Source organism: Salinispira pacifica (assembly GCF_000507245.1).
Lineage (GTDB): Bacteria > Spirochaetota > Spirochaetia > DSM-27196 > Salinispiraceae > Salinispira > Salinispira pacifica.
Genome location: NC_023035.1, coordinates 512,446 through 533,445, shown reverse-complemented (window position 1 = coordinate 533,445; position 21,000 = coordinate 512,446). Strand labels below are relative to the sequence as shown.

Sequence of the window (21,000 nt, the reverse complement as noted above, 5' to 3'; positions counted from 1 at the left end):
GTTGTATATACAGAATTATTAGAGAGCATATGACCAACAAACCCAAAAAGAACACATCAGAACAGAAAACCGGAAAAACACCGGCAAACACCCAGAGATCAAAGAGCGAACAGAAAAAGACGGCCAAGGATGCCCGGCCTGAAAAATCACGGGGCAACCGCAGCAGTGCAGGCCGCAGCAGTTCCGGCAAGAACAGTCCAAGCCGCGGCAGTTCAAGCAGGAGCTCTTCTGGAAAACCGACTCCAGCCCCATCCGGCAGTGGATCAGGTCCCCGGGGAAGCAATGCAGAAGGCATCATTTCCCTTCATAACAGGGGTTTCGGGTTCCTTATTGTCCCGGAGGGTCAGGATATCTTTATTCCCCTGGACAATGTGGGGAAAGCAATGGACGGAGATACGGTGCGTGTCCGCATCGAGTCCCGCCCCCGGGGCAAGAACCCCATCGGCCGTGTAGAGTCCATACTCAAAGAGGGCAGGCGGGAATTTGTGGGGCTCTACACCCGGAAAGACGGGAAGCCCAGGGTTATTCCCGAAGATGACAGTCTCACCCGCCCCATCGAAGTGAAAAATCCGGGTCAGGCCCGCAGCGGCCAGGTAGTTGTGGTCAGCCGGGACGGCACCATTGGCGAAGTAATCGGATATCCCGATGCACCGGGGGTGGATGTCCAGATGGTCCTTCGTTCCCGGGACCTGCCCTATGAGTATCCGGCCGAACTGAACCGCATAGCTCAGAACATTCCCCAGCCCAATATGCGCAAGCTGAAGAAAAACCGGCTGGATTTCCGGAAACAGCTGACATTCACCATCGACCCGGAAAGTGCAAAAGATTTTGATGATGCCATTTCATTGAAGCAGCTTCCCGGGGGAATGTTTGAACTGGCGGTACACATAGCCGACGTAAGCCACTTTGTAGCTCCCGGAAGCAAAATTGATGAAGAAGCCGCTAAACGCAGCACCAGCATATATCTGCTGAACCATGTGGCCACCATGCTTCCTGAGCGTCTGGCCAATGATTTATGCAGTCTGAAACCCGGTGTTGACCGTCCGGCATTCAGTGTGATCATGACGGTGAGCAGCAGAGGCGAGGTCCTGAGCTACCGCATTCAGGAAAGCATCATCAAAAGCGATCGCCGCTTCACCTACGAGCAGGTTGAGGAAATCCTGAACGGCGGATATGACCCTCTGGGGAAAACCATTCATCTTCTGCAGGCAGTAAGTCTTCTGCTGCGCAGGCAGAGGGAAGAAACCGGAAGCATCGATTTTAATGCGTCAGTCCCGGTTATCAGTCTGAATGAGGATGGAACCCCCGAAAGCATAGAACCGTCCAGGCGGCTTGATGCACACCGCCTGGTTGAGGAATGCATGCTCACGGCAAACCGCACTGTTGCCCGGCATATCGAGAAAATCGGTTCCCTCCCCTTTGTATACCGGATCCATCAGCGTCCCGAAGCGGAGGACGCCCGGACATTTCTCAATCTTCTCAAAGCCCAGGGAATCAATTACCGGATCCCGGAAGATGAACTGGAGAGCGAAGACTATAGAAAGCTTCTTTCAATTATTGAAAACCTGGAGTTCAAGGACCTGATTGAAAAGGTTGCACTGAGATCCATGACCAAGGCGGTATACAGCGTGGAGAATCAGGGCCATTTCGGTCTGGCATTTGACGCATACACCCACTTCACCTCCCCGATTCGCAGATACCCCGACCTGCTGGTGCACCGTCTGTTGAAGGAATACGGCCGCACCGGCATCAGCCTTTCGGAAGCAGAAGCCAAGAAGCGGAAAAACGAGCTGCAAAGGCTCTGCAATCACGCCTCTGAGGCGGAAAGCACGGCCACAGATGTGGAACGGGAATACATCAGGATCAAGTCCATGCAGTTTCTCAAAGACCATCTCGGTGAAGATCATGAAGGAATCATCACCGGGGTTACATCATTCGGACTCTTCGTTCAGCTGAAGGATTTTATGATTGACGGACTGGTGCATATATCTGATATGAAGGATGACCATTACATTTTCGATGGAGAAAATTATCAGCTGAAAGGTGAAAAACGGAAAGCCGTTCTCCGGCTGGGGGATCCGGTGAAGGTTCGGATCAACCGGGTTTCGGTGGAAGAACAAAAGGCGGATTTCCGCCTCATTGAACACCCGGCCTGATATTATCCAGCCCCATAACACCCGGAGTTCAGGGTTGCTCCCCGGACTCTCCGTGAGTCCGGGAATCAGTCTGTGAATCTGTGTCATTTCCGGCGGGAGAATCTTCTGAAGACATATGTTTTTTCAGCGCCTTCCTGGCGAGACGGGTAATAAATATGGTTACCGCCACCGTTGCCGCCAGTCCCAGCCCGTTTATCAGGGTTTGGAGCCATGCCGCCCCCGCCTGCTCAATGGTATCGGAGGAGACTCCTGCCGCCACTTCGGTAATATTCCCCGCAAGAGAGCCGAAATACACCCACATCACCGTCCCCGGCAGCATGCCGATCCATGAGGAGAGAACGTAGGGGAGAAATCGCACCCCGGTAATTCCGTATGCATAGTTTTGAAGTGAGAACGGGAAAAGGGGCGAAAGACGGGTAAGAAAGACAATCTTCCAGCCTTCATGGGCCACGGCCCGGTCAATTGCTGCGAACTTGGGGCGGCCTTCCATCTGTCTGCTCACCCAGTTTCTGAATAAAAAGCGGCCGAACAGAAACGCAAGTGACGCTCCAACCGTAGATCCCAGACTCACAAGGGCGGTTCCATACCCAAGACCGAATATAAATCCTCCCGCAAGGGTAATAATGCTTCCCGGAATTAATGCCACAGTGAGAGCAATGTAGAGAAGCACATATACAATTGCCCCCACCCAGCCAAGATCCGAAATCCAATCCAACCCCTGCATGATCAAAGAAGGCAGATCAAATATCACTGCCGCTGCAATTACCGCTCCTGCAGCCAGAATAAGTGCAATCAGTTTTCCCCGTTTCATCGTTTCTCCTCGGTTAGCTTGTGTGCCGTACATATGCGGAAAGAACTCTCTGTTATCTGTTTCCTCAATTGAGCATGCGTGTTCATCGGTATTTCATACCTTCATGGAAAAAGGCCGTTTTGCCCTTCATTCCCGGCAAAGATCGTCGCAGAGAACCAGAAATGCTGGACCGATACTCCCGGACTCAGACGTGATCCAGTCAGAGGTCCCATTACCCCCAGTCCATTGGCATCGAATATAGTGGAGCTCAACCGATCAAATATTAGTCTACCGTCATTGAGAGCATACTCTTGCAGCTGATCAGATGAGATGCCTTCTGAATCTGTGGCTGAATCGAGAGCATTCAGCGTGAGAAGCTGAAGATCAACCTTCCGCCCTTCAGTGGTTTTGTCCAGAAATGCATTGGCAGTACCCACTTGACGGCCGGTATTTACCCTTCCCCGGTCCAAGGGACTTCGGGCGTCCGGATCATAGATCAGATACACCGTATTATCCGCTGAGTTCAGCTCCATGAAGGGCTCGGCCCTTAGCCTGGCATATCCAATGGTCACAGGATTCTCTCCTGCATTGTGAACCACCACCGCACGGTCAAGCATAGGCGGTTGATCCCCGGGGAAATCCGGACCGTTATACAGCAGTGGCATGGATGAATCTTCATACCCTCTGTACGGATTCATTCCGTATGCCCTGGCAGAGTCTTCCGGGGACTTGAGAACCATCCCCCCGGAATAGACCCTGGAAGCATTTTTGAAACTCATAACTGTGGAAGGAAGTATTTCAAGCTGTGTACCTGTATGCTTTCCAATCAAGGCTCTGCCGCTTCCCTGCTGCCACCATGTTTCAGTTTGTCTGTCATACATCAGTAGATTGGAATATCGCAATCTTCCCGTGGTGCCGAAATCCAGGACCAGGGAGCGACCTTCATGGGAAATGCGCCGATTAAAAACCAGAGCAGAATTACAAAGGGGGCACCAGGTTACAGCAATGGGAGTACCGGCAATTGTGTCGTTCACAATTTCATGCCAGATTAAAATTCTGAGAGGATAGATTTTGTGTACGCCCTCCATGGAAACCGCAATAACCATCTCATTATCCGTCAGACCCGGAGAATTTTCTTCCAATCGTGAAAACTCAGGAGAATCAATGGCGGGTATGCCGTCTTTGGGAGGTCCTCCTGACCTGATTTCATCCAAATCTATGCTGCGCAACGTAAAATCTGTACTGAATTCCGACTCAAGGGTTGCAGTTGCGGGCTGAGATGCAATATGGAAGATACCTGAGCTGAGAAGCAGCCAAATCACCAGGACAAAGCCGCTGTATTTTCTTATGATGCGGGAAGCGGAATGTATGCCCGTATTACTCATTCAGGCTCCAGTCATAATCATATCTGATCCTGCCGGGGTATCCGCGGCTGATGTAGTCCTGAGCTCCGTCAAGAGTCATCCCTTCCGCATAATCAGTTATATGATCCAAAACTCCCTCAACCGAATTCTCAAAATCCTCCTGATACCAGTTGTAGATGCTGGACAGACGGGGATTTCGCCCGCTGAAATCGGCCCCCCGGGGATGATTGATATACTCTGTGGCGGCCTTTTCAAGCAGCCTTTCATTGTTATCCGAAGTGAAGGCCCGGGGCTGGAGATTGGGACAGCCCATGCTGGCGCAATTCACCGCATAGTGTATTCTCGGGTCATCCCAGATGGGACGCAGAATCCGATGCTCAATATCGTTCAGTGTGAGTTCTATTCCCTCAATGCTGATCAACGGCGTATCCCATGGTTTGGAAATATCCCGGATACTATCCACAGGATACTGCTCCAGGATCAGGTTCACCGTCAGGGCGTTGTACAGGTTCACCCAGTAGGCGAACTGCTCGTTCCGGTTCATACCGCTTACCCGCTGTGAGGCAAGATATTCCAGGTAGGCGTCCAGCTCTTCCCGCTGTACAAGGGATACGTCGCCGTATCTCATGCGGTGTATTCCGTCTGCTGTATCCGTATCAAGATTCTGATCCAGAAAATCATCCCATTGACCGTGATCAAGCTGCTGGGTGGATCCAGGGTCATGGGCTTCCCAGCGGGGCCAAAGCTCGGCCTGTGGAGCGGCGGCAAGTCCCGCAGTTACCAGGAGAGCATACACTGCTCCCAGAAAAATTATACGGATATCAGGTTTACACAGATACATACACACCTCCCGGTTTATCCGGTTTTCAACGGCAGGAACATTGGATTAATAGTAATCCTCTTGGCCGTTCCTTGCTAAAATACTAAGGAATTTTGCATGTATCTACAAGTTTAATTAATCTGCTGTATTTTTTTCAGTGATTTCAAGCCTTCGACCCATTGTTCTTCACCAATCTCAAGAAGAATTTCCTTCTGCACCTGCTCCCAGAGGGGGAGAGCTTCATTCAGTTTGGACCGGCCGGCGGATGTGAGGCTGTAGACCCGTTTTCGGCGGTCACCGGCAACAGGCTTCACCCCCCGGATGTACCCTGCTTCCTCCATATAAGCCAACGTGCGTGATAGAGTGCTGGGATCGTGACCGCTGGACTGACTGATTTCTATTCCCGAAGCTGGTTCAAGTATCGCCGTGTGGACGAGAAGTCCGTACTGCATGGTGGTAATATCTGCAGCTTTAAAAGCCTGCTCGTAGCGGCGGAGAACCGCCCGGTAGGCACGTCCGATATTAAACGCTATGCAGTTTTCCGGTACAAGCTCAGGTGAAAGAGCACCGGAATCCGCTGTATTCGGGGCTGTGTTTTCGGCTGTATCTTTTGACATGATTACAATATACGCTTTATTTCACGCCTGGCAAAACGGTTTTTAATCCAGGGCCTGGACCGCATGCTTGAGAGATACTTTATCACCGCCGGCCTCCCAAATCGAAAGAAACTCCTGCCAATTCGCAAGCACAAACTCAGCTATCGCCGGATCGAACAGTTTCCCATTCTGCTCCAGCACATAATCCCGTACCCGAATGGTGGACCAGGCAGGCTTATAGCTTCGCTCGCTGAGCAAAGCATCCACCACGTCGCACATGGTTACAATCCGGGCAAGAATATGAATCTCTTCACCCTGTTTTCCGTCGGGATATCCCGAACCGTCCCAGCATTCATGGTGTTCAAGGGCAATAATTGCAGCGGTACGGATGTATTCGTTCTCGCTGTCCTTGAGGATTTCATAGCCTTTCCTGGGATGGGTCCGGATTTCCGCCATTTCGGGAGGAGTTAAGGGACCGGCTTTTTTCAAAATGGTGTCGGAAATACCAACCTTTCCCACATCATGCAATGAAGCACCCAGATGAAGGGAATCTATCTGATCCTGGCTCAGCCCCAGATGCTGTGCGATAAAGGTGGAAAGACCAGTGATCCGGTTCAAGTGCTCGGCGGTCTCACTGGATCGGCGCTCAATTACGATGCTCAGGTTGTGCATCACTTCTTTCTGTGTTTTCACCATGGCTGAGTTGTACCGGTTCAAGGCTTTATGTCTCTGAAGGTTGATTTGTATAAGGATAATCAGAAGAACCAGGACAAGAATGATCACCGAAGAAACTCCCAGCACCCGTGCATGTTTCTGAAAGAATCCTTCGGGCTCCCGCAAAAACAGGGTATCCCGGGGAAAATCCTGCTTATCCAATCCATACCGCCGGGCGGTTGGAAAGTCCACCTGATATCCGGCCATGGGCTGGTTTACCAGACCCTGCCATTGGTCTGGTTCTCCATTTTGCCAGATGCTTTCCAGAACATGCGAGCTGAATCTTCCCAGAAGGTAGCCGTCATACACATAGCCGCCAAGTGCACCTTCTGGAATTGCAAAAGACCAGAAACTGTAGATGGGTACCGGACTGACTGATGCGAGACGGTTGAGGATCCGATCATTGTTCACAGGCTTCTCGCCATCATAAAAATACAGCACATACACGATAACGTCACGGGGATGTACGGCTTTAATCTTTCGGGTCAGCTCTTCGAGATCTCCCGAATCAATCCAGTTGAATTCCTGAGTGTATTCGCCGGAAAGATCTTCCAGCTGCTCTCTGATAATGCTCCCTGTAAGAGTCTGGTCTATGATGATATGAATGTTCCGGGCATCCGGATGGGCGGTGAGCGCCAGATCGATGTTCTTCCGGTAATCATTTCGCTCGATAATATACCGGACATTTTCCGCCCGGACGCCAGGCTGCTCATTCAAGCCGATGGAGAGAGCCGGAGCGTTGTTGAATAGGCTGCTGCGGTGATCCATAAAAAACTCATAGGCCAGATTATCAGAAGTGACCACCAGATCAAATTCTGCACCGCTGAATTTATAGCTGAACATGTCGTAGAGCTGTTCAAGATATTCCGGAGAGTTAAACCGCTTTGCATCCATATACTCGAACCAGAGACTGTAATCCCTGTCTGAACTGCCTTCAATCAGCCCGCGATTGATCGTCTCTGTCCAGGAGAAACTCTGGCTGTAGGAATGGAGTATCAGTATTTCTGTATTTTTTTTACTTTCCCGGGCCAACCGATCAGTATCTGCTGCCAACAAGGCCGGCAGGAGAATCATCCAGAGCACAGCAAAGTACATTGCCCGTTTCATTTGAACAACATGATACGGGGTTTTCCGGGCTAATTCAAGCAGAAGTCCCCGCTTCCTGTGTATCGGACTTGACTATAAACTTATTTTTATATATATATTTTTATATATAATAGGAGATACATATGAAAAAAATTGTCATTATAGGCGGAGTTGCTGCGGGGGCCACTGCGGCTGCCCGGGCACGAAGACTGGATGGAGAAGCAGAAATCACTCTCCTGGAAGCTGGTGATGATGTTTCGTTTGCGAATTGCGGACTCCCGTATTATCTGGGCGGGGATATTGAAAACCGTTCATCCCTCATTCTCGCAAGCCCGGAAACCTTCCATGATCAATACCGGGTAAAGGTGCATACGGCCACCGAAGCCGTGTCTCTGGACCGTGAAAACCGAAAGGTGCTGACCAAAAACCGAAACGATGGAAGCGAACAGGAATTTGAGTACGATTCACTCATCCTGGCACAGGGAGGAAAACCCATCGTTCCTCCCATCCCCGGTGTACAGCAGAACAATGTGTTCCAGCTCTGGACTCTGGACGATATGGATTCCATAGACGAGTTCATTAATAAAAGTAATCCCCGATCCGCAGTGGTTGTGGGGGGCGGATTTATCGGACTTGAGATGGTTGAAGCCCTGGCAAAACGCGGCATGAAGGTTCAGCTGGTTGAGCGTCTTCCACAGGTAATGCCCAATCTGGAGGCGGAGTTCGCCGGATTTCTGAGCAAGGAACTGCAGGATTTCGGAGTTAAACTGCACCTGGGAAGTTCCCTCGAAAAAATAGACGGAAACACCGCATATATTGATAACGGAAGCAAGCTGGAAGCCGATATGATTCTCCTGTCCGTGGGAGTAAAACCCACACTGAAGCTGGCAAAGGATTCAGGCCTTGAGCTGGGGGAAGCCGGAGGACTTCTGGTGAATGACAGGCTTCAGACCAATGATGATCGGATTTTTGCCGCAGGCGATATGCTGGAAATCGAACACAAGGTGATGGGTAAGAAGGTGAGAATTCCCCTTGCCGGACCGGCAAACAGACAGGGACGGCTGGCAGCCGAAAACGCCCTGGGCGGCAGCAAACGCTACAGCGGTGCCGGCGGCGCAAGTATCGTGAAGCTGTTCAGCGCAATTGCCGGTTCCACGGGACTGAATCTGAAAAATGCACGGGCGGCGGGCATTAATGCCGATGCGGTGGTTGTACACAAAGCGAGTCACACCGCCTACTACCCCGGTTCCGAAAAGGTCAGCCTCATGCTGATATTCAACAAGGATGACGGGAAGATTCTCGGAGCCCAGGCAGCCGGAAGGGTCGGTATCGATAAGCGTCTCGATGTAATCGCCACAGCCATAGCAGGCGGTCTTACCCTGAATGATCTGGAAGAGCTGGATCTTGCATACGCTCCTCCGTTCAACAGCCCCAATGGTCCGGTGAACATGGCGGCATTCACGGCAAACAACCACCTCAGCGGGTTCAGCCCCTCTGTGCTGGCCCAGGATCTGGAAGAATTCGCCAAGGAGCATCAGCCCATCGCCATAGATCTGAGAGATCCAATCAGCTTCAACAAGGCGAACCTGCTGGGAAGCACCAACCTCAGTCAGAACCTGCTGAGGGAGCACATCGATGAAATTCCAAAAGATCAGACCATTCTTCTGATCAGCGACGACGGACAAAAGGGTCATGTAGCCCTGAGGATGATGGCGGCCGAAGGCTTTGAGAAGCTGTACAATCTCAGCGGCGGCTATATTTCCCTGGAGCGTCAGCAGCGGGCGGCAGAATTCACAGCCCTGAAAGTCGGCCTTTTTCCGGTGGAGAAACGCTCCATTGAAGAGCTGGAACAGGGACACAGTGAAGAAGCCGAAGAAGCCGGCGGCGAGACCGAGCTTTCGGAAAGCGGCCCCATTGTTGTGGATGTTCGAACACCCCAGGAGTTCAACATGGGTGCATTCCCCGACGCAGTGAATATCCCCCTGGATGAGCTTCCCAACAGAGCCGAAGAACTGGGAGCAAAGGACCGGGAAATTACTCTCTACTGTGCCTCCGGCGCACGGTCCTCATACGGGCAGAGAATACTCTCCCAGATGGGTTTCAGCAATGTGGAAAACGGCGGCGGCCTCCACGACATGATGGCCCGGGCATAAACGGCCTATGCCGAAGTGATCGCAGAATTACCGGGGGGAGCGGGCTTGAGAGGCCGCTGTAATCCCCCGGAGCGGTAAACGGGGACGTCTCACAGTGAGGCGTCCCCGTTTTTTTTACAGTGCTCGGAAGCTTGTGAAGCACTGCCTTTTTCAACAAAAACCGACGTATATAGTGCCTTAAAAAGGCCCTACACCATCAGTACGGTCGTAATTTTCGAAAGATATATTTTTCACAAGCTTTGGTGCACTGCAGTTCAATTTCAAGGGGCGGAGCCGACCTGAAAACGGGCTGATTCATTCAGCCGGGCTGCGGATATCCACGGTTTCGACAATCCCCCGTCGGTTCAGATCTCCATAGACTTCATCCAGTGCAAGCTTCATGTCCCGGGCGTACCGGTAGGGATGTTCGTCCTTGGCCCCGGGATCATCGATAAGTACTTCTCTCCGGCAAAGCACCTGCAGCGCAGGCAGCTTGATTCCCGCAATCCAGGGCTGAATGGAGCGGGAACGGCAATACTCCGCCAGGTCCAACAGGCCCTGTGCACCGCTTTCATCAATGTAATGCATTCCTTCAGCGGAAATAATCAGATGCTCAACCCGGGGCATCTCTTTGATTCTGTCCAGAACTCTTTGAATAACGTATTCCTGATTTGCGAAATGGAGCGAACTATCCAGCCGAATTGCCAGAATATGCCGGGGAAGGGGCAGGGAAAGATGCAGAGCATCCCGGAGCCTCCCGTCCCCGTGTCTGCCCAGTATGACCACCCTTGGGCGCATACGCCTCAGGACAAATATCATCAGCTGAAGAAGAACCGGAACGATAATTCCGAAATATATATTCGGAGCAGAGATGAGGGTGGTGCCGAAGGCGGCCAGCCACACCAAGGCATCCAGCCAGGAACTGCGCCATGCATCCCTGAGACTTTCCGGCCTGATTACCCGAATCACCGAGACTATGATAATCCCCCCCAGTATGACCCTGGGCATGGAGGCCAGGATCGGACCGCAGAGAAATGCCAGGGGAATAACCAGGATTCCGGCGGTCAGGTTGCTGAATCTGGAAGATACATGCTGATGCTCGAGGAGGGCGGAACGGGCGAACGATGCACTGCCGGGAAACGTCCCTGCCAGGGCGGCTCCCAGGGCTCCCGCCCCCTGAGAGATCAGTTCCCGGTCAAGGTTCATGCGCTGAGGGGCATTGCGTACCAGGTGGCTGCTCACCGCGAACATTTCCATAAGACTCACGGTTGTCACCAGCAAAGCGGCGGGAATCAGCTCTACTGCCATGGAGAAAAATTCCCGGACGGACAATTCTGTCGCCAGAAGATGCACCCGGGGAACTCTGAACTCAACCCGGCCCAGAAGTTCACCCCCTCCATCCTCATATCCGCCGATCAGTGCAGCTGCGGTAAACAGAAGCATGGGAATCACCAGGCTGAGTACAGCTGCACCGCGACGCTTGATGATCAAGCTGAGCAGAATGAATCCTGAGCCGACCAGAAGTGTGGGGATATGCCGCCAATTGTGATTTCCCAGCACTGAAAAAATAATCAGAAGGGCCGCAGCGCTGGTAAATCCCGATGCTGCAGGATGAGATATAAGGTTGGCGAAAAAGGAGAATTTCAGCAGTCCCAGGACGATTCTGAATACGCCCACCATGAGGGCAAGAATCATTACCATCTGGAAATACGCCAGGCTTCCGGGCTGGGCCGACCCGCCGATAACAGCGGCGATGGTGAGGGCTGTAAGGGAGGTGGGCCCCCCGGAGAACCGGTGAAGGTGGCCCATCAGCCCCCCAGCGGTAAGAGCAGCTGCGGCGGTGAACAGCCCGTACACCGGCGGCATCCCCGCAAGGGAGGACTGGGCCATGGCCTGGGGGATGAGCAGCACCATGAGACTGAGAGCGGCCAGCAGATCCGCCGGCCATCTGCCCTGCTCCGGCAGGAGGCGGTTCACCTTGGGGGACATCACATTCCGTTGTGCCCATACAGTTGAGAAATAACTGCGGCCAGGGCTTCCAGACCTTCCTGATCCTTCTCATCGAATCGGTTCAGCTCGGGACTGTCGATATCCAGCACCCCCCACACTGTGGAATCATGAACCAGGGGGATGACAATCTCCGATTTACTGGCGGAATCGCATGCAATGTGGCCGGGAAAGGCCTCAACGTCTTTCACCCGCTGGGTCGTGCCGCTGCTGTATGCGGCTCCGCACACACCGGATCCGGGGGCAATGCGGACACAGGCCGGTTTGCCCTGGAAGGGGCCCAACACCAGCTGCTGATCCTCCGGCTTCCAGATATAGAACCCCGCCCAGTTGATCCGGCCCAGGCTGTGATATATCAATGCAGAAATGTTGGACAGATTGGCAATGAGGTCAGGTTCACCCTTCACAATCTCAACGGCCTGGGCCTTCAGCAGAGGATAATCCACCTCGGCATTCTGTACTTCAATGTTCAATTGTTCAAACATCCTCGCCTCCTTTCAATGCCTGCTGGATATCCTGAAAAATGTCGTCCGGATCTTCCAATCCTACGGAGAGTCTGATGGTGGAACGGCTGATTCCCTGGGATCTTAGCATCTCATCGCTCTGGTTGCGGTGGCTGGTACTGGCAGGGTAGCTGACTGTGGTCTGCAGTCCCGCAAGAGATGGGGAGAAGCTGATCATGTTCAACCCCCGGATAAACCTGCCGGCTGCTGCACTGCTCTCAAGGTCAAAACTCAGCATCCCTCCCGCACCCAGCGGAAAGCTGTCACGGAGCGAATCCAGCCCCGGATAGCATACATTGTACACTTCAGGAAGCTCTTTCAGCCGTGCGGCGATATCCAGAGCATTGGAGCTGTGACGCTCCATTCTCATGGGAAGGGTTTGAAGTCCCCGAAGGGTGAGCCAGGATTCAAAGGGGCTGAGCTGGGAACCGAAATTGATTACCGCTTTCCGTGCATGCTCCACAACCTCTTCCCGGGAAAGAACCGCTCCGCCGGTGGCATCGCTGTGACCGTTCAGATATTTCGTGGTACTGTGGAGCACCGCATCAGCCCCATGTTCAAGAGGGCGGAACAGCGCCGGGGAAAGAAAGGTGTTGTCAACCAGAATTTCCAGGCCGCATCCGTCCTCTCCTTTTCCCGGTTTGGAAGCATGCGCCGCTTCGGTTAACTTGCGGATGTCTGCTGCTTTCATTCCCGGATTGCTCACGGTTTCCCAGTACAGAATATTCAGGCAGTCCCGGGGACTCTCATTCAGGGCTTCCAGCACGGCATCCGGCGATTCGCTGTCAACTTCCACGATGGTGAAGCCCAGGGGTACCAGCTCCTGGAAGAACAGAGACCGGGTGCCTCCGTACAGATACCGGGAAGTGACAATCCGTGTACCGGAGGAGACTGCTCCTCCGGCCTTCATGAGCCCCATAACCGCTGCGAACACGGCCGCCATCCCGCTTGAACTGACAACGGCAGATTCCGCCGATTCAAGAGCTGCAAGTCTGGTTTCCAGCTGCCGGTTGTTGGGATTGTCGAGACGGCTGTACATGTACATGTCCGGATCGCCGTTGAGATAGGCATCCACATCTTCCAGAGAATCAAAACTGAAAACCGATGTTTCGAAGATGGGCGCTGTCTTGCTGAAATTTTTCATTTCCCGGAAAGCTTTATCGCCTCCCTGGAGGGCATTTGTGAAGGGTTTTTCGTATTTCATGTGTGAATGAAGATACCCGCAGCCTGGGATTTTAGGCAAGGTAATAGCGGTGTTTTCCCAGCATTTTCGCCTGATACAGAGCTTTGTCCGCAAGGTTCAGGAATCCGTCCACGTCCCTGGACTCTTCAGGGAGACGTGAGGTTGCGGCGATGCCGATTGAACAGGAGAGCTGCTTTCCCTCAGGAACAGATATGCTTCGACCCAGAATTTCCTTCAGATGATTCCGGTAGGATTCATTTCCTTCGATCTCACGGATAATTCTCTGTCCCAGCTCACCGGCTCCCTGTTCATCGGTCTCGGGGAGCACCACCACAAATTCATCACCACCGTAGCGGAAGGCCGTATCAATCTGACGGATGACAGTGGTAATGGTACGGGATACCTGGATCAGCAGCGCATCTCCTGCTGCATGACCGTAGGTGTCGTTGAAAAACTTGAAATTATCCAGATCAATGAATAGAAGGGCCAGATGCTTTTTCCCGTTCCGGTTATACCGCTCATACCGTGAAATCTCGCTTTCCAGCGTATCGTAGAGGGCGGCCCGGTTTCCCAGATTCGTCAGATAATCGGTGGTGGAGGACTTTCTCAGCAGGTCGTTTTTTCCTTTCAGCTCTTCATTCTGAAGCATGATGGTCTGTTTCTGGTTCAACCGCTCCAGGGCCAGACCGAACTGCTGGCTCACAATGCTGAAAAGCTGCAGAAGTTCCGGACGGATCCGGGATTCACCGGCTCTGGTGAAGAATACGATGAGCCCCTGAGTATCGCTGCGGGGATTCACCGAGATGCTCAGCACCCCTCCGTAGTTATCCATCAGCGGGGAAAAGCGGTTCAAATCCACTGACTGGGTGAAACGAACCGGATCAGGAAATTCCCCCAGATGCTGGATAAGGGCAGTGAACTGCTCGTTCTTCTCTATGGGAGATTTCTCTCTGATATAGCGCTGCTGATAACGGTTGCGTTTCCGGCTGAAATACAGAAGCACCTCAAAATCCAGCTCAAAGTATGAGAACAGCAGATCCATGACATTCTGAATCAGATCAGACTCACCTTCTTCTTCACTGATAATTCCGAACAGCATGTTAATCTGATTGATATCTTCCAGACGTTTCTTCAGATTGTTCAGATTATTCTGCATTCTGGCGCCCTGGATTGCCCATTCACAATCGAGCCTGGACTTGCGCAGAAGGAGCTCCCTGGGAGGAGGCTCCACTATCATGGTTTCCAGTCTGATTCGAGCCATACGCTCATAGGTCTGATTGGATATGAGGGAAGCCTGGTCCGCACAGCGTTCATAGAGGTCTTTGGCCTCGGTTCTGCGGTTCAGCAGCAGATACATATCACCAAATTCCAGATAAAACAGGGGATGAAGGTAGCTGGTATTATTGGGCTCCATGAGCAGGGCTTCTTCTGCCGATTGAAAATGCTGCAGAGCCTCATGATATTGTCCCTCCTCCCGCTGATGAAGGGCCTGAAATATGCGGAAGAAAAATTTCTCCTCATATTTGCTGGATGTCAGCCCGCCCTGCTCAAGTTCCACCTGGACCCGGACCTGCCAGGAGCGGACGGTATTTCCGGCCTTCAACAGATTCAGCCCAAGGAGCACCATGATCCCCGGCCGGGAATGAAAGGAAAGATCTTCTATTTTCAGAATTTTCATGATGTTCAGACATTGATCTGTATAATACACCCCGTCATCATATTTCATCGCAAGAAAGGAGAGCAGCCCCAGATTATAGAGTGTCATGGCAACTTCCCGGTAGGCCCTGCCCCCCTCAAGGAGTTCCAGAGCAGCCTTGAAATTATTGAAGGATTTCCGGTAATCACCGTCATAGAGATGGAAAAACCCGATACCGTTGTAGGTTGTAGCCGGTTCATCGTTATTCAGCATTCCCAGCTTCAATCGTTTGCTCTTCCGATAGTTTGCCAACACTTTTTCCCGCTCACCTCGGGAAATGAATGCCATGCCCACCGAGTGGAGTGTATTGGCCTGACGGCGTGTGTTGTCCCGTTTTCTGGGAATCGTAAGGGCCGGATAGCTGCGGGTGCTGAAGCTGCCATCCTCCATGGCGCGGTTCACCCCGTACATCATGGATTTGAGGAAGGTATAGGAATTCTCCAGCCCCTGCTTTTCGGCTAATTCCACGGCGGTATCGAACGAAGGACGTACGCTGTTCACATCATCAGGGTGAAGATGATCCTCTATGAGTACCGACAGGAAATGAGCCCGAAAGAGGCGGCTCTCATCCCCTGCAGCCTCGGCAAAGCGCCTGGCAAGTTTGGCCATCTTCTGGGCGTAGGGAAGGTTTGCCAGGCCCAGATACGCCGATCCGAGCATCTGATACACCTCCGAGAGCTGCTGATCTTCATCGCTTTGCTGGGCTATGCTCAGTGCATTCTCAAAATTCCTTCTTGCTGCATCATGATACCCGCGATGAAGATCTATAAGACCCAGGAACTTCCATACCTGATACCGCACCCTGGGAAGAGCCCGATGATACAGCTGAAGGTCAATGAATGAGCGGAAAATGGTTTCCGCATCATCCAGGGCCAACATGTTATAGGCGTTAATGCCGTCATAAAACTGGGGGTCGTCCAGGATCTGCCGGTAGGGTGTGCGGCTGCTTTGATAATGATCTCCCCGCCCAACACCCGGGAAATTCAGCACCAGACCCTGCTGATCGGCCACTTCAAGAATTCTGTTCCAAGGTGAGTCTTCGGCATCGGTGATGCTCTGGACAATTTCAGGAGCAATGAATATGCCGAGGAAGGGGACGTTCATTGAGCTGCGAAGCACCATTTTCAGCAGGCGCAGAGTGGATTTGGGAAGAAACTGGGCATTATCCACCACAACCACCAGAGGCTGATCGCTAAACAGCCCGTTTAGCAGATCCCAGATTGATCGCTGCATCCGGTAGGACTCATAATCCAGTTCCTCAGGCAGCAGATCCTCCCGCCGGATGGCCGTCCCGCTGCTCAGGTATTCGGCCAGCACGCCTTTGTGGTAGTGGTACACTCCATGATGGTCAAGAAATTGTGCAATTTCGCCGCTTTCGTGTTCGCTGAGTTCATCTCTGCAGATATCCAGGAAGGGTGCATAGGGCTTGGGGTTGTAGCCCGGAAATGAATAATGAAAAAATCTGGGCTTTTCCTCTTCGCCGAAACCGTGGAGACGGCTGAGCAGAGCTTGTGCCAGCGTCCCCTGGTCATCAGCCTGACAGAAAAGCATGGTACCTTTTCCTTTCCGCAATTCGTTCCAGAGGGTTCTCAGTAGCGGGCCTAATGTTTTTAATTGATTATCCATTTTCGGTATACCTTCAACTAGTATACTCGCCGGCTATGGTTCTCTCAAGGAAAAATGCTGTATATGTGACAATTTCGAAAAATCATATTTGTTTAAATACATCTTAAAAATCCATAAAAACGCCCTTACGATGCTCGTCCAAATATTCTGATTATTTTAGTAACAAATAGTTTACTTCTAAACTATTTGTTACTAAATTGTTTTTATGAGCTCACAAGATAGCCCCAATCAACGCCGTGAACGGGCGTTGAAACTGTTTACCACGCTGACCAAGGCAACAAACAGTCTTCACAGAGACGCCTTCAGATACGAACCCCTGGAGGGCAAGATTTCTGAAACTGAATTTGCCGTGCTGGAGGCATTGTACTTTGGGGGTGCAATGAACCAGTGCACGGTCAGCAGGAAAATTCTGAAATCCCGGGGGAATATTTCCGTTGTGGTTCAACAGCTGGTTAACAAAGAGCTGGTGGACAGGGTTCCCGATCCACTGGACCGTAGAAGCACAAATATCTCCCTGACTGACAAAGGAACAGAGATGATACAACTGCTCTTTCCCAGAGTTGCGGAGGGTATACGGCGGTCCACGGATCATCTAAGCAATGAAGAGCTTGAAGACTTGATCAGGCTTACAAAAAAACTGGGATTACAAGGAGACAAGGATGAAAATTAAGGTATTTTTTTACTCTACATACGGACATAATTATCTCATGGCGAAAGCCGCGGCTGAAGGTGTGAAGGAAGCAGGGGGAGAAGTTGAGTTGAAGCGCTTTCCGGAAACCATTCCTGCAGAAGTGCTGGAGCAGATGGGTGCGCTTGAAGCTCAGAAAGCTTTTGCAGACGTACCGGAGTTGACCCCCCGGGATTTCGGGGACGCCGACGGTTTTATTCTTGTTTCCGCCACCAGATACGGAACAGTTCCCGGTCAGGTACAGAACATTCTGGACCAGACAGGGGGACAGTGGGCCGGCCAGAGCCTGGAAGGCAAGGTGGGAAGCGCAATGGTGGGTACCGCAACCCAGCATGGAGGCCATGAGACTGCCATTTCAACCATTCACCGTTTCTTTTTCCATCAGGGAATGGTGGTTGCAGGTCTTCCCTATACATTTCAGGGACAGATGCGGGTGGATGAAATCACCGGCGGAAGCCCCTATGGAGCAGGAACAATTGCGGCGGGTGACGGATCCAGAATGCCAAGCGAAAATGAACTGGCTGCAGCAAGATTTCAGGGAAAACGGACCGCTCAGCTGGCGGGAAAACTGTCAGACTGAATCCGGTTTCTTCACAGGGGAAGCAGGCAGTTTGACTACTGCCGCGCTTCCCCGTTTTATTGACAATGAGGCAAGAAATTCCCTCAATAGTATTTTTCCGGTGTTCGTTTCTTCTATTTTCATGTCGTCAGCTTTCATGTCGTCAGCTTTTTCAGCATCGACCCGATACATTGGCAATGCCCCGTCGGGAAAAACATGGATAACTTCAGAGACGGGTGAGGTTAATGAAAGCGTCCCGCCTTGACGCCGGACAATATCGCTGCATATTGACAGCCCTATTCCAAGCCCGGTGGAGCCCTCACCCCGGATGAAAGGATGAAGAATCTCTCCCTGCATTTCCTCAGGAATACCAGGCCCGTCATCCAACACGGTAATAAGAGATTCGGAGTCATCCTCTGATCGGAACGCCGATATATAAATATTTTTACTTCCCGCATGCACGGCATTTTCAATAAGGTTTCGCAAAACCTGGCCAAAACGCAGCTTATCTGCAAACACAGTGAAATCAGGATCAATAATATACAAGGTCACAGAGGAAGATGCGGTTTCCCTGAAAGGAGCCTTGCATAATTGTTCAAGACTGTATTCAGCAGGCTCAAGTGAATCCAGTCCTGCCTGGATTCTGCTCATGGAGAGAAGCCTGTCAACAAGTTCCTTTAACCGGAGTATTGACTCATGGTTTTCATTCTGAAGTTTTTTCAGTCTGGCATCGGTATTCGGAGCCTTCTCCAGCAATATCTCCGAACTTGTAAGCAGAGATGTAAGGGGTGTACGTAACTCATGACTGGCATCCATAAGGAAGCGCTGTAGACTGTCCCGCTCCTGTTGAAGCTCCCCTATTCTGCGCTCCTGTTCAGCCGCCAAATGATTAAAACTGTCGGTCAGCTGAGCAATTTCATCCGCCCCTCGTACAACGGCACGAACCTGATAATTACCTTGTGCCATCAGAACTGCAGCATCGCGTAGCTCCTTCACCGGACCGCTGATTTTGGAGCCGAACAGATACGATACGCCCGCTGCGGCTCCAGCTGCAAATAGCATTGCAATTATATAGCCTCTGGATGCAAGCATCAGCAGGGCCGATCCGCTCCGGGTATCCCGAAATACCTGAACGGTAATTCCCCCCACATGCCCCTGAATTCCAATTGAATTCTCTCCCGGGAAGAGACGACCGGCTGCCATCGGATTTGGATGTTCCATGCGCATCATGGATTCTCCGGACATCATCCCCATCCCGTGACGAGCATTATCCCGGTTCGAAGTTCCGACCCCGGGAGCAGGCCGGGGAAAATCCCCGGGCAGGGGGATTTGCACATCTTCACTCCATAATGAATCCGGGGCGGCAGGAGAAAAATCATCGATCAATTCACCCCGGGAATCCAGCAAACTGACCCTTATCCGACCGAATCTGCTTAGCCCGGCCAAACGCTCCCTCATGTTCTGGTTGAGTCCAAGCCAACGATTACCCTCTATGCCCTGGGAAACCACCTGCCCCGCTTCTATCAGATATCTTTCAAGGCCTCTGGCTTCACTCCGGTAAAGCAGGGAATTATATGAAGTAAAAAACACAAGCCCGCTCACCCCAAGGGTGAGCAAGGCCAGTATGAGAAAAATGAAAAACAGTTTTGTCTGAATCCGATGGATCATCTTCATATTCTATTGCCGTTCTTCCGCCATTAGTTCATTATTGATTAAAATGACTGAGCGGAAGGATCATTCAATCCCCGGGCATAGCCGCGACCGCCGGGATTTCCGTTTCTCCGGGCCCCCATCATACCGTGACCTGCAGGACCTCTGCCATACATTCCGCCGGGAATGCTATAGCTGATCCCGATCCGGGGCTCGCCATTTGCTCCCTGTCCAACTTCAAGGTCAATAATCAGTTCTTCGGGCATCATATATTGAGAATCATCTTCCCGGAACCTCATGACGTTCAACGTCAGCATTTCCCCTGCATTCAGATCTGCAAGGGTTCCATCTGAAAGAACCTCATAGATGTACTCTCCGTTGACGGCGATGATCACATCACCGGCTTGAAGGCCGGCTGCATCTGCCGCGGATTCCTGCAGGACTTCGAGTACATGGATTCCCATGCCTCTCCCATGCCATCCATCAGCTACAGGAACTTCTGCCCGGTATCCGGGACCCCAGGCTTGGGAGTACTGTCCGGCTTCCTGGTTTCCATTGGCAAACAGTGCTGCCGGAATCAGAGCGAACATGAGAACAACTCCAGTCACTGCCAGTCTTTTGTGTGTCTTGGTCATATCAGACCTCCTCTCGTTAATCTGATATAAATCTAACCCCCGGCCATTATTCTCTCGTTGTGTGAATATTAAGGATTCTTAATAAAGCGGTAACCGTGCCCCCGGACGGTTTGAATGTGCCGGGGAGATGATGGGTCTGTCTCCAGTTTCTCGCGCAGATGCCTGATATGAACATCTACAGTCCTGGGGTCTTCCAGAAAAAAATCCTGCCCCCACACAGCATCAATAATCTGCTGGCGGCTGAGAGATTGATTCTCGTGATCTTTGAAGACCAGCATGATACGGAATTCCACCGGTGTAATATCTATTTCCCGGCCATCCCGGAAAGCTCTTCGGGCAAGAAAATCAACTCGCGCCTGTCCAAAATCCACCAGCTCACCTTCCGAATCCGAACTGCTGTATCGGGTAGCCCTGCGAAGCTGGGCCCGGATTCTACTGAGAAGTTCCCGGTATCCATAGGGTTTAACCATGTAATCGTCTGCCCCCATTTCCAGGCCGAGAACTTTATCCAACTCTTCGTCCCTGGCGGTAAGCATGATCACGGGAAACGTATGCCCCTGCTCCCTGAGAGTTCTGCACAAATTCAGCCCGTCCATTCCGGGGAGACGGATATCGAGAAGTGCTATATCTATATGATGAACCGGAAGAATTGTAAGAGCATCTTCTGCAGAACCGCATTGGATGGTCCGAAAGCCTTCCAGCTCCAGACCTGTGCTGACGGAAGCGGCAATTGACCGGTCATCCTCAACTATCAGGACCGTTTCCTGCATCTTTTCTCCCGGGAATCAATGTCAG

At 51.9% G+C, this 21,000-nt stretch carries 16 protein-coding genes; 4 read left to right on the top strand and 12 right to left on the bottom strand.

Annotated elements, in window-relative coordinates; translation table 11 throughout:
- Positions 1–29: 29 nt before the first annotated feature.
- On the top strand, positions 30–2,156 hold the full coding sequence (gene rnr / locus L21SP2_RS02325; RefSeq protein ID WP_024266847.1) for a ribonuclease R: 2,127 nt from the start codon (positions 30–32) through the stop codon (positions 2,154–2,156).
- 28 nt (positions 2,157–2,184) lie between these two features.
- On the opposite strand, the gene L21SP2_RS02320 is transcribed toward rnr, so the two are convergent.
- From L21SP2_RS02320 to L21SP2_RS02300, 5 genes are all read right to left on the bottom strand, one after another.
- Positions 2,185–2,967: a TVP38/TMEM64 family protein gene (locus L21SP2_RS02320; protein WP_024266846.1), complete on the bottom strand. Its 783-nt coding sequence runs from the start codon at positions 2,965–2,967 to the stop codon at positions 2,185–2,187.
- A 101-nt stretch (positions 2,968–3,068) separates the two neighbouring features.
- Positions 3,069–4,331 (bottom strand): DUF3179 domain-containing protein, encoded by a 1,263-nt coding sequence (locus L21SP2_RS02315; RefSeq protein ID WP_024266845.1) that lies wholly within the window; start codon positions 4,329–4,331, stop codon positions 3,069–3,071.
- A complete protein-coding gene (locus L21SP2_RS02310; protein WP_024266844.1) occupies positions 4,324–5,151 on the bottom strand; it encodes a DUF547 domain-containing protein in 828 nt (275 codons plus the stop codon). Before L21SP2_RS02310 ends, L21SP2_RS02315 begins: the two co-directional genes overlap by 8 nt.
- A gap of 110 nt (positions 5,152–5,261) precedes the next feature.
- Positions 5,262–5,747: a MarR family winged helix-turn-helix transcriptional regulator gene (locus L21SP2_RS02305; protein ID WP_024266843.1), complete on the bottom strand. Its 486-nt coding sequence runs from the start codon at positions 5,745–5,747 to the stop codon at positions 5,262–5,264.
- A 42-nt stretch (positions 5,748–5,789) separates the two neighbouring features.
- Positions 5,790–7,547, bottom strand: coding sequence for an HD domain-containing phosphohydrolase (locus L21SP2_RS02300; RefSeq protein WP_041401042.1), 1,758 nt, complete (start codon positions 7,545–7,547; stop codon positions 5,790–5,792).
- Between the two features lie 122 nt (positions 7,548–7,669).
- On the opposite strand from L21SP2_RS02300, the gene L21SP2_RS02295 reads away from it, so the two are divergent.
- Complete coding sequence (locus L21SP2_RS02295; RefSeq protein WP_024266841.1) at positions 7,670–9,679, top strand: FAD-dependent oxidoreductase; 2,010 nt, start codon at positions 7,670–7,672, stop codon at positions 9,677–9,679.
- Between the two features lie 294 nt (positions 9,680–9,973).
- On the opposite strand, the gene L21SP2_RS02290 is transcribed toward L21SP2_RS02295, so the two are convergent.
- From L21SP2_RS02290 to L21SP2_RS16735, 4 genes are read right to left on the bottom strand one after another with little or no spacing between them, the layout of a single operon-like run.
- Positions 9,974–11,647: a SulP family inorganic anion transporter gene (locus L21SP2_RS02290; protein ID WP_024266840.1), complete on the bottom strand. Its 1,674-nt coding sequence runs from the start codon at positions 11,645–11,647 to the stop codon at positions 9,974–9,976.
- Positions 11,647–12,150 carry a GAF domain-containing protein gene (locus tag L21SP2_RS02285; RefSeq protein ID WP_024266839.1) on the bottom strand — a complete coding sequence of 168 codons (504 nt, stop codon included), beginning with the start codon at positions 12,148–12,150 and terminating at the stop codon, positions 11,647–11,649. The genes L21SP2_RS02290 and L21SP2_RS02285 overlap by 1 nt, the downstream gene beginning before the upstream one ends.
- The gene (locus L21SP2_RS02280) at positions 12,143–13,372 is read right to left on the bottom strand and encodes a trans-sulfuration enzyme family protein (protein WP_024266838.1); all 1,230 of its coding nucleotides are present in this window, start codon (positions 13,370–13,372) and stop codon (positions 12,143–12,145) included. Before L21SP2_RS02280 ends, L21SP2_RS02285 begins: the two co-directional genes overlap by 8 nt.
- Positions 13,373–13,403: 31 nt before the next feature.
- Complete coding sequence (locus tag L21SP2_RS16735) at positions 13,404–16,673, bottom strand: tetratricopeptide repeat-containing diguanylate cyclase (protein ID WP_081719417.1); 3,270 nt, start codon at positions 16,671–16,673, stop codon at positions 13,404–13,406.
- Between the two features lie 205 nt (positions 16,674–16,878).
- Here L21SP2_RS16735 and L21SP2_RS02270 point away from each other — a divergent pair, with 205 nt between their 5' ends.
- Complete coding sequence (locus tag L21SP2_RS02270; RefSeq protein ID WP_081719416.1) at positions 16,879–17,343, top strand: MarR family winged helix-turn-helix transcriptional regulator; 465 nt, start codon at positions 16,879–16,881, stop codon at positions 17,341–17,343.
- Positions 17,333–17,941 carry an NAD(P)H:quinone oxidoreductase gene (gene wrbA, locus L21SP2_RS02265; protein ID WP_024266835.1) on the top strand — a complete coding sequence of 203 codons (609 nt, stop codon included), beginning with the start codon at positions 17,333–17,335 and terminating at the stop codon, positions 17,939–17,941. Before L21SP2_RS02270 ends, wrbA begins: the two co-directional genes overlap by 11 nt.
- Here the strand turns inward: wrbA and L21SP2_RS02260 are convergent.
- From L21SP2_RS02260 to L21SP2_RS02250, 3 genes are all read right to left on the bottom strand, one after another.
- Positions 17,933–19,594: a sensor histidine kinase gene (locus L21SP2_RS02260; RefSeq protein WP_024266834.1), complete on the bottom strand. Its 1,662-nt coding sequence runs from the start codon at positions 19,592–19,594 to the stop codon at positions 17,933–17,935. The genes wrbA and L21SP2_RS02260 overlap by 9 nt on opposite strands.
- A gap of 38 nt (positions 19,595–19,632) precedes the next feature.
- Positions 19,633–20,205 (bottom strand): PDZ domain-containing protein, encoded by a 573-nt coding sequence (locus L21SP2_RS02255; protein ID WP_081719415.1) that lies wholly within the window; start codon positions 20,203–20,205, stop codon positions 19,633–19,635.
- A gap of 68 nt (positions 20,206–20,273) precedes the next feature.
- Entirely contained in the window at positions 20,274–20,975 is a 702-nt protein-coding gene (locus tag L21SP2_RS02250; protein WP_024266832.1) for a response regulator transcription factor, read from the bottom strand.
- Positions 20,976–21,000: the final 25 nt, after the last annotated feature.

What these genes read in the sequence shown, in the direction of transcription:
- L21SP2_RS16735 (WP_081719417.1), bottom strand. Translation starts at nt 16,673, where the DNA reads ATGGATAATCAATTAAAAACATTAGGCCCGCTACTGAGAACCCTCTGG.
- L21SP2_RS02280 (WP_024266838.1), bottom strand. Translation starts at nt 13,372, where the DNA reads ATGAAATACGAAAAACCCTTCACAAATGCCCTCCAGGGAGGCGATAAA.
- L21SP2_RS02310 (WP_024266844.1), bottom strand. Translation starts at nt 5,151, where the DNA reads ATGTATCTGTGTAAACCTGATATCCGTATAATTTTTCTGGGAGCAGTG.
- wrbA (WP_024266835.1), top strand. Translation starts at nt 17,333, where the DNA reads ATGAAAATTAAGGTATTTTTTTACTCTACATACGGACATAATTATCTC.
- L21SP2_RS02285 (WP_024266839.1), bottom strand. Translation starts at nt 12,150, where the DNA reads ATGTTTGAACAATTGAACATTGAAGTACAGAATGCCGAGGTGGATTAT.
- L21SP2_RS02270 (WP_081719416.1), top strand. Translation starts at nt 16,879, where the DNA reads ATGAGCTCACAAGATAGCCCCAATCAACGCCGTGAACGGGCGTTGAAA.
- rnr (WP_024266847.1), top strand. Translation starts at nt 30, where the DNA reads ATGACCAACAAACCCAAAAAGAACACATCAGAACAGAAAACCGGAAAA.
- L21SP2_RS02300 (WP_041401042.1), bottom strand. Translation starts at nt 7,547, where the DNA reads ATGAAACGGGCAATGTACTTTGCTGTGCTCTGGATGATTCTCCTGCCG.
- L21SP2_RS02260 (WP_024266834.1), bottom strand. Translation starts at nt 19,594, where the DNA reads ATGAAGATGATCCATCGGATTCAGACAAAACTGTTTTTCATTTTTCTC.
- L21SP2_RS02295 (WP_024266841.1), top strand. Translation starts at nt 7,670, where the DNA reads ATGAAAAAAATTGTCATTATAGGCGGAGTTGCTGCGGGGGCCACTGCG.
- L21SP2_RS02320 (WP_024266846.1), bottom strand. Translation starts at nt 2,967, where the DNA reads ATGAAACGGGGAAAACTGATTGCACTTATTCTGGCTGCAGGAGCGGTA.
- L21SP2_RS02290 (WP_024266840.1), bottom strand. Translation starts at nt 11,647, where the DNA reads ATGTCCCCCAAGGTGAACCGCCTCCTGCCGGAGCAGGGCAGATGGCCG.
- L21SP2_RS02250 (WP_024266832.1), bottom strand. Translation starts at nt 20,975, where the DNA reads ATGCAGGAAACGGTCCTGATAGTTGAGGATGACCGGTCAATTGCCGCT.
- L21SP2_RS02305 (WP_024266843.1), bottom strand. Translation starts at nt 5,747, where the DNA reads ATGTCAAAAGATACAGCCGAAAACACAGCCCCGAATACAGCGGATTCC.
- L21SP2_RS02315 (WP_024266845.1), bottom strand. Translation starts at nt 4,331, where the DNA reads ATGAGTAATACGGGCATACATTCCGCTTCCCGCATCATAAGAAAATAC.
- L21SP2_RS02255 (WP_081719415.1), bottom strand. Translation starts at nt 20,205, where the DNA reads ATGACCAAGACACACAAAAGACTGGCAGTGACTGGAGTTGTTCTCATG.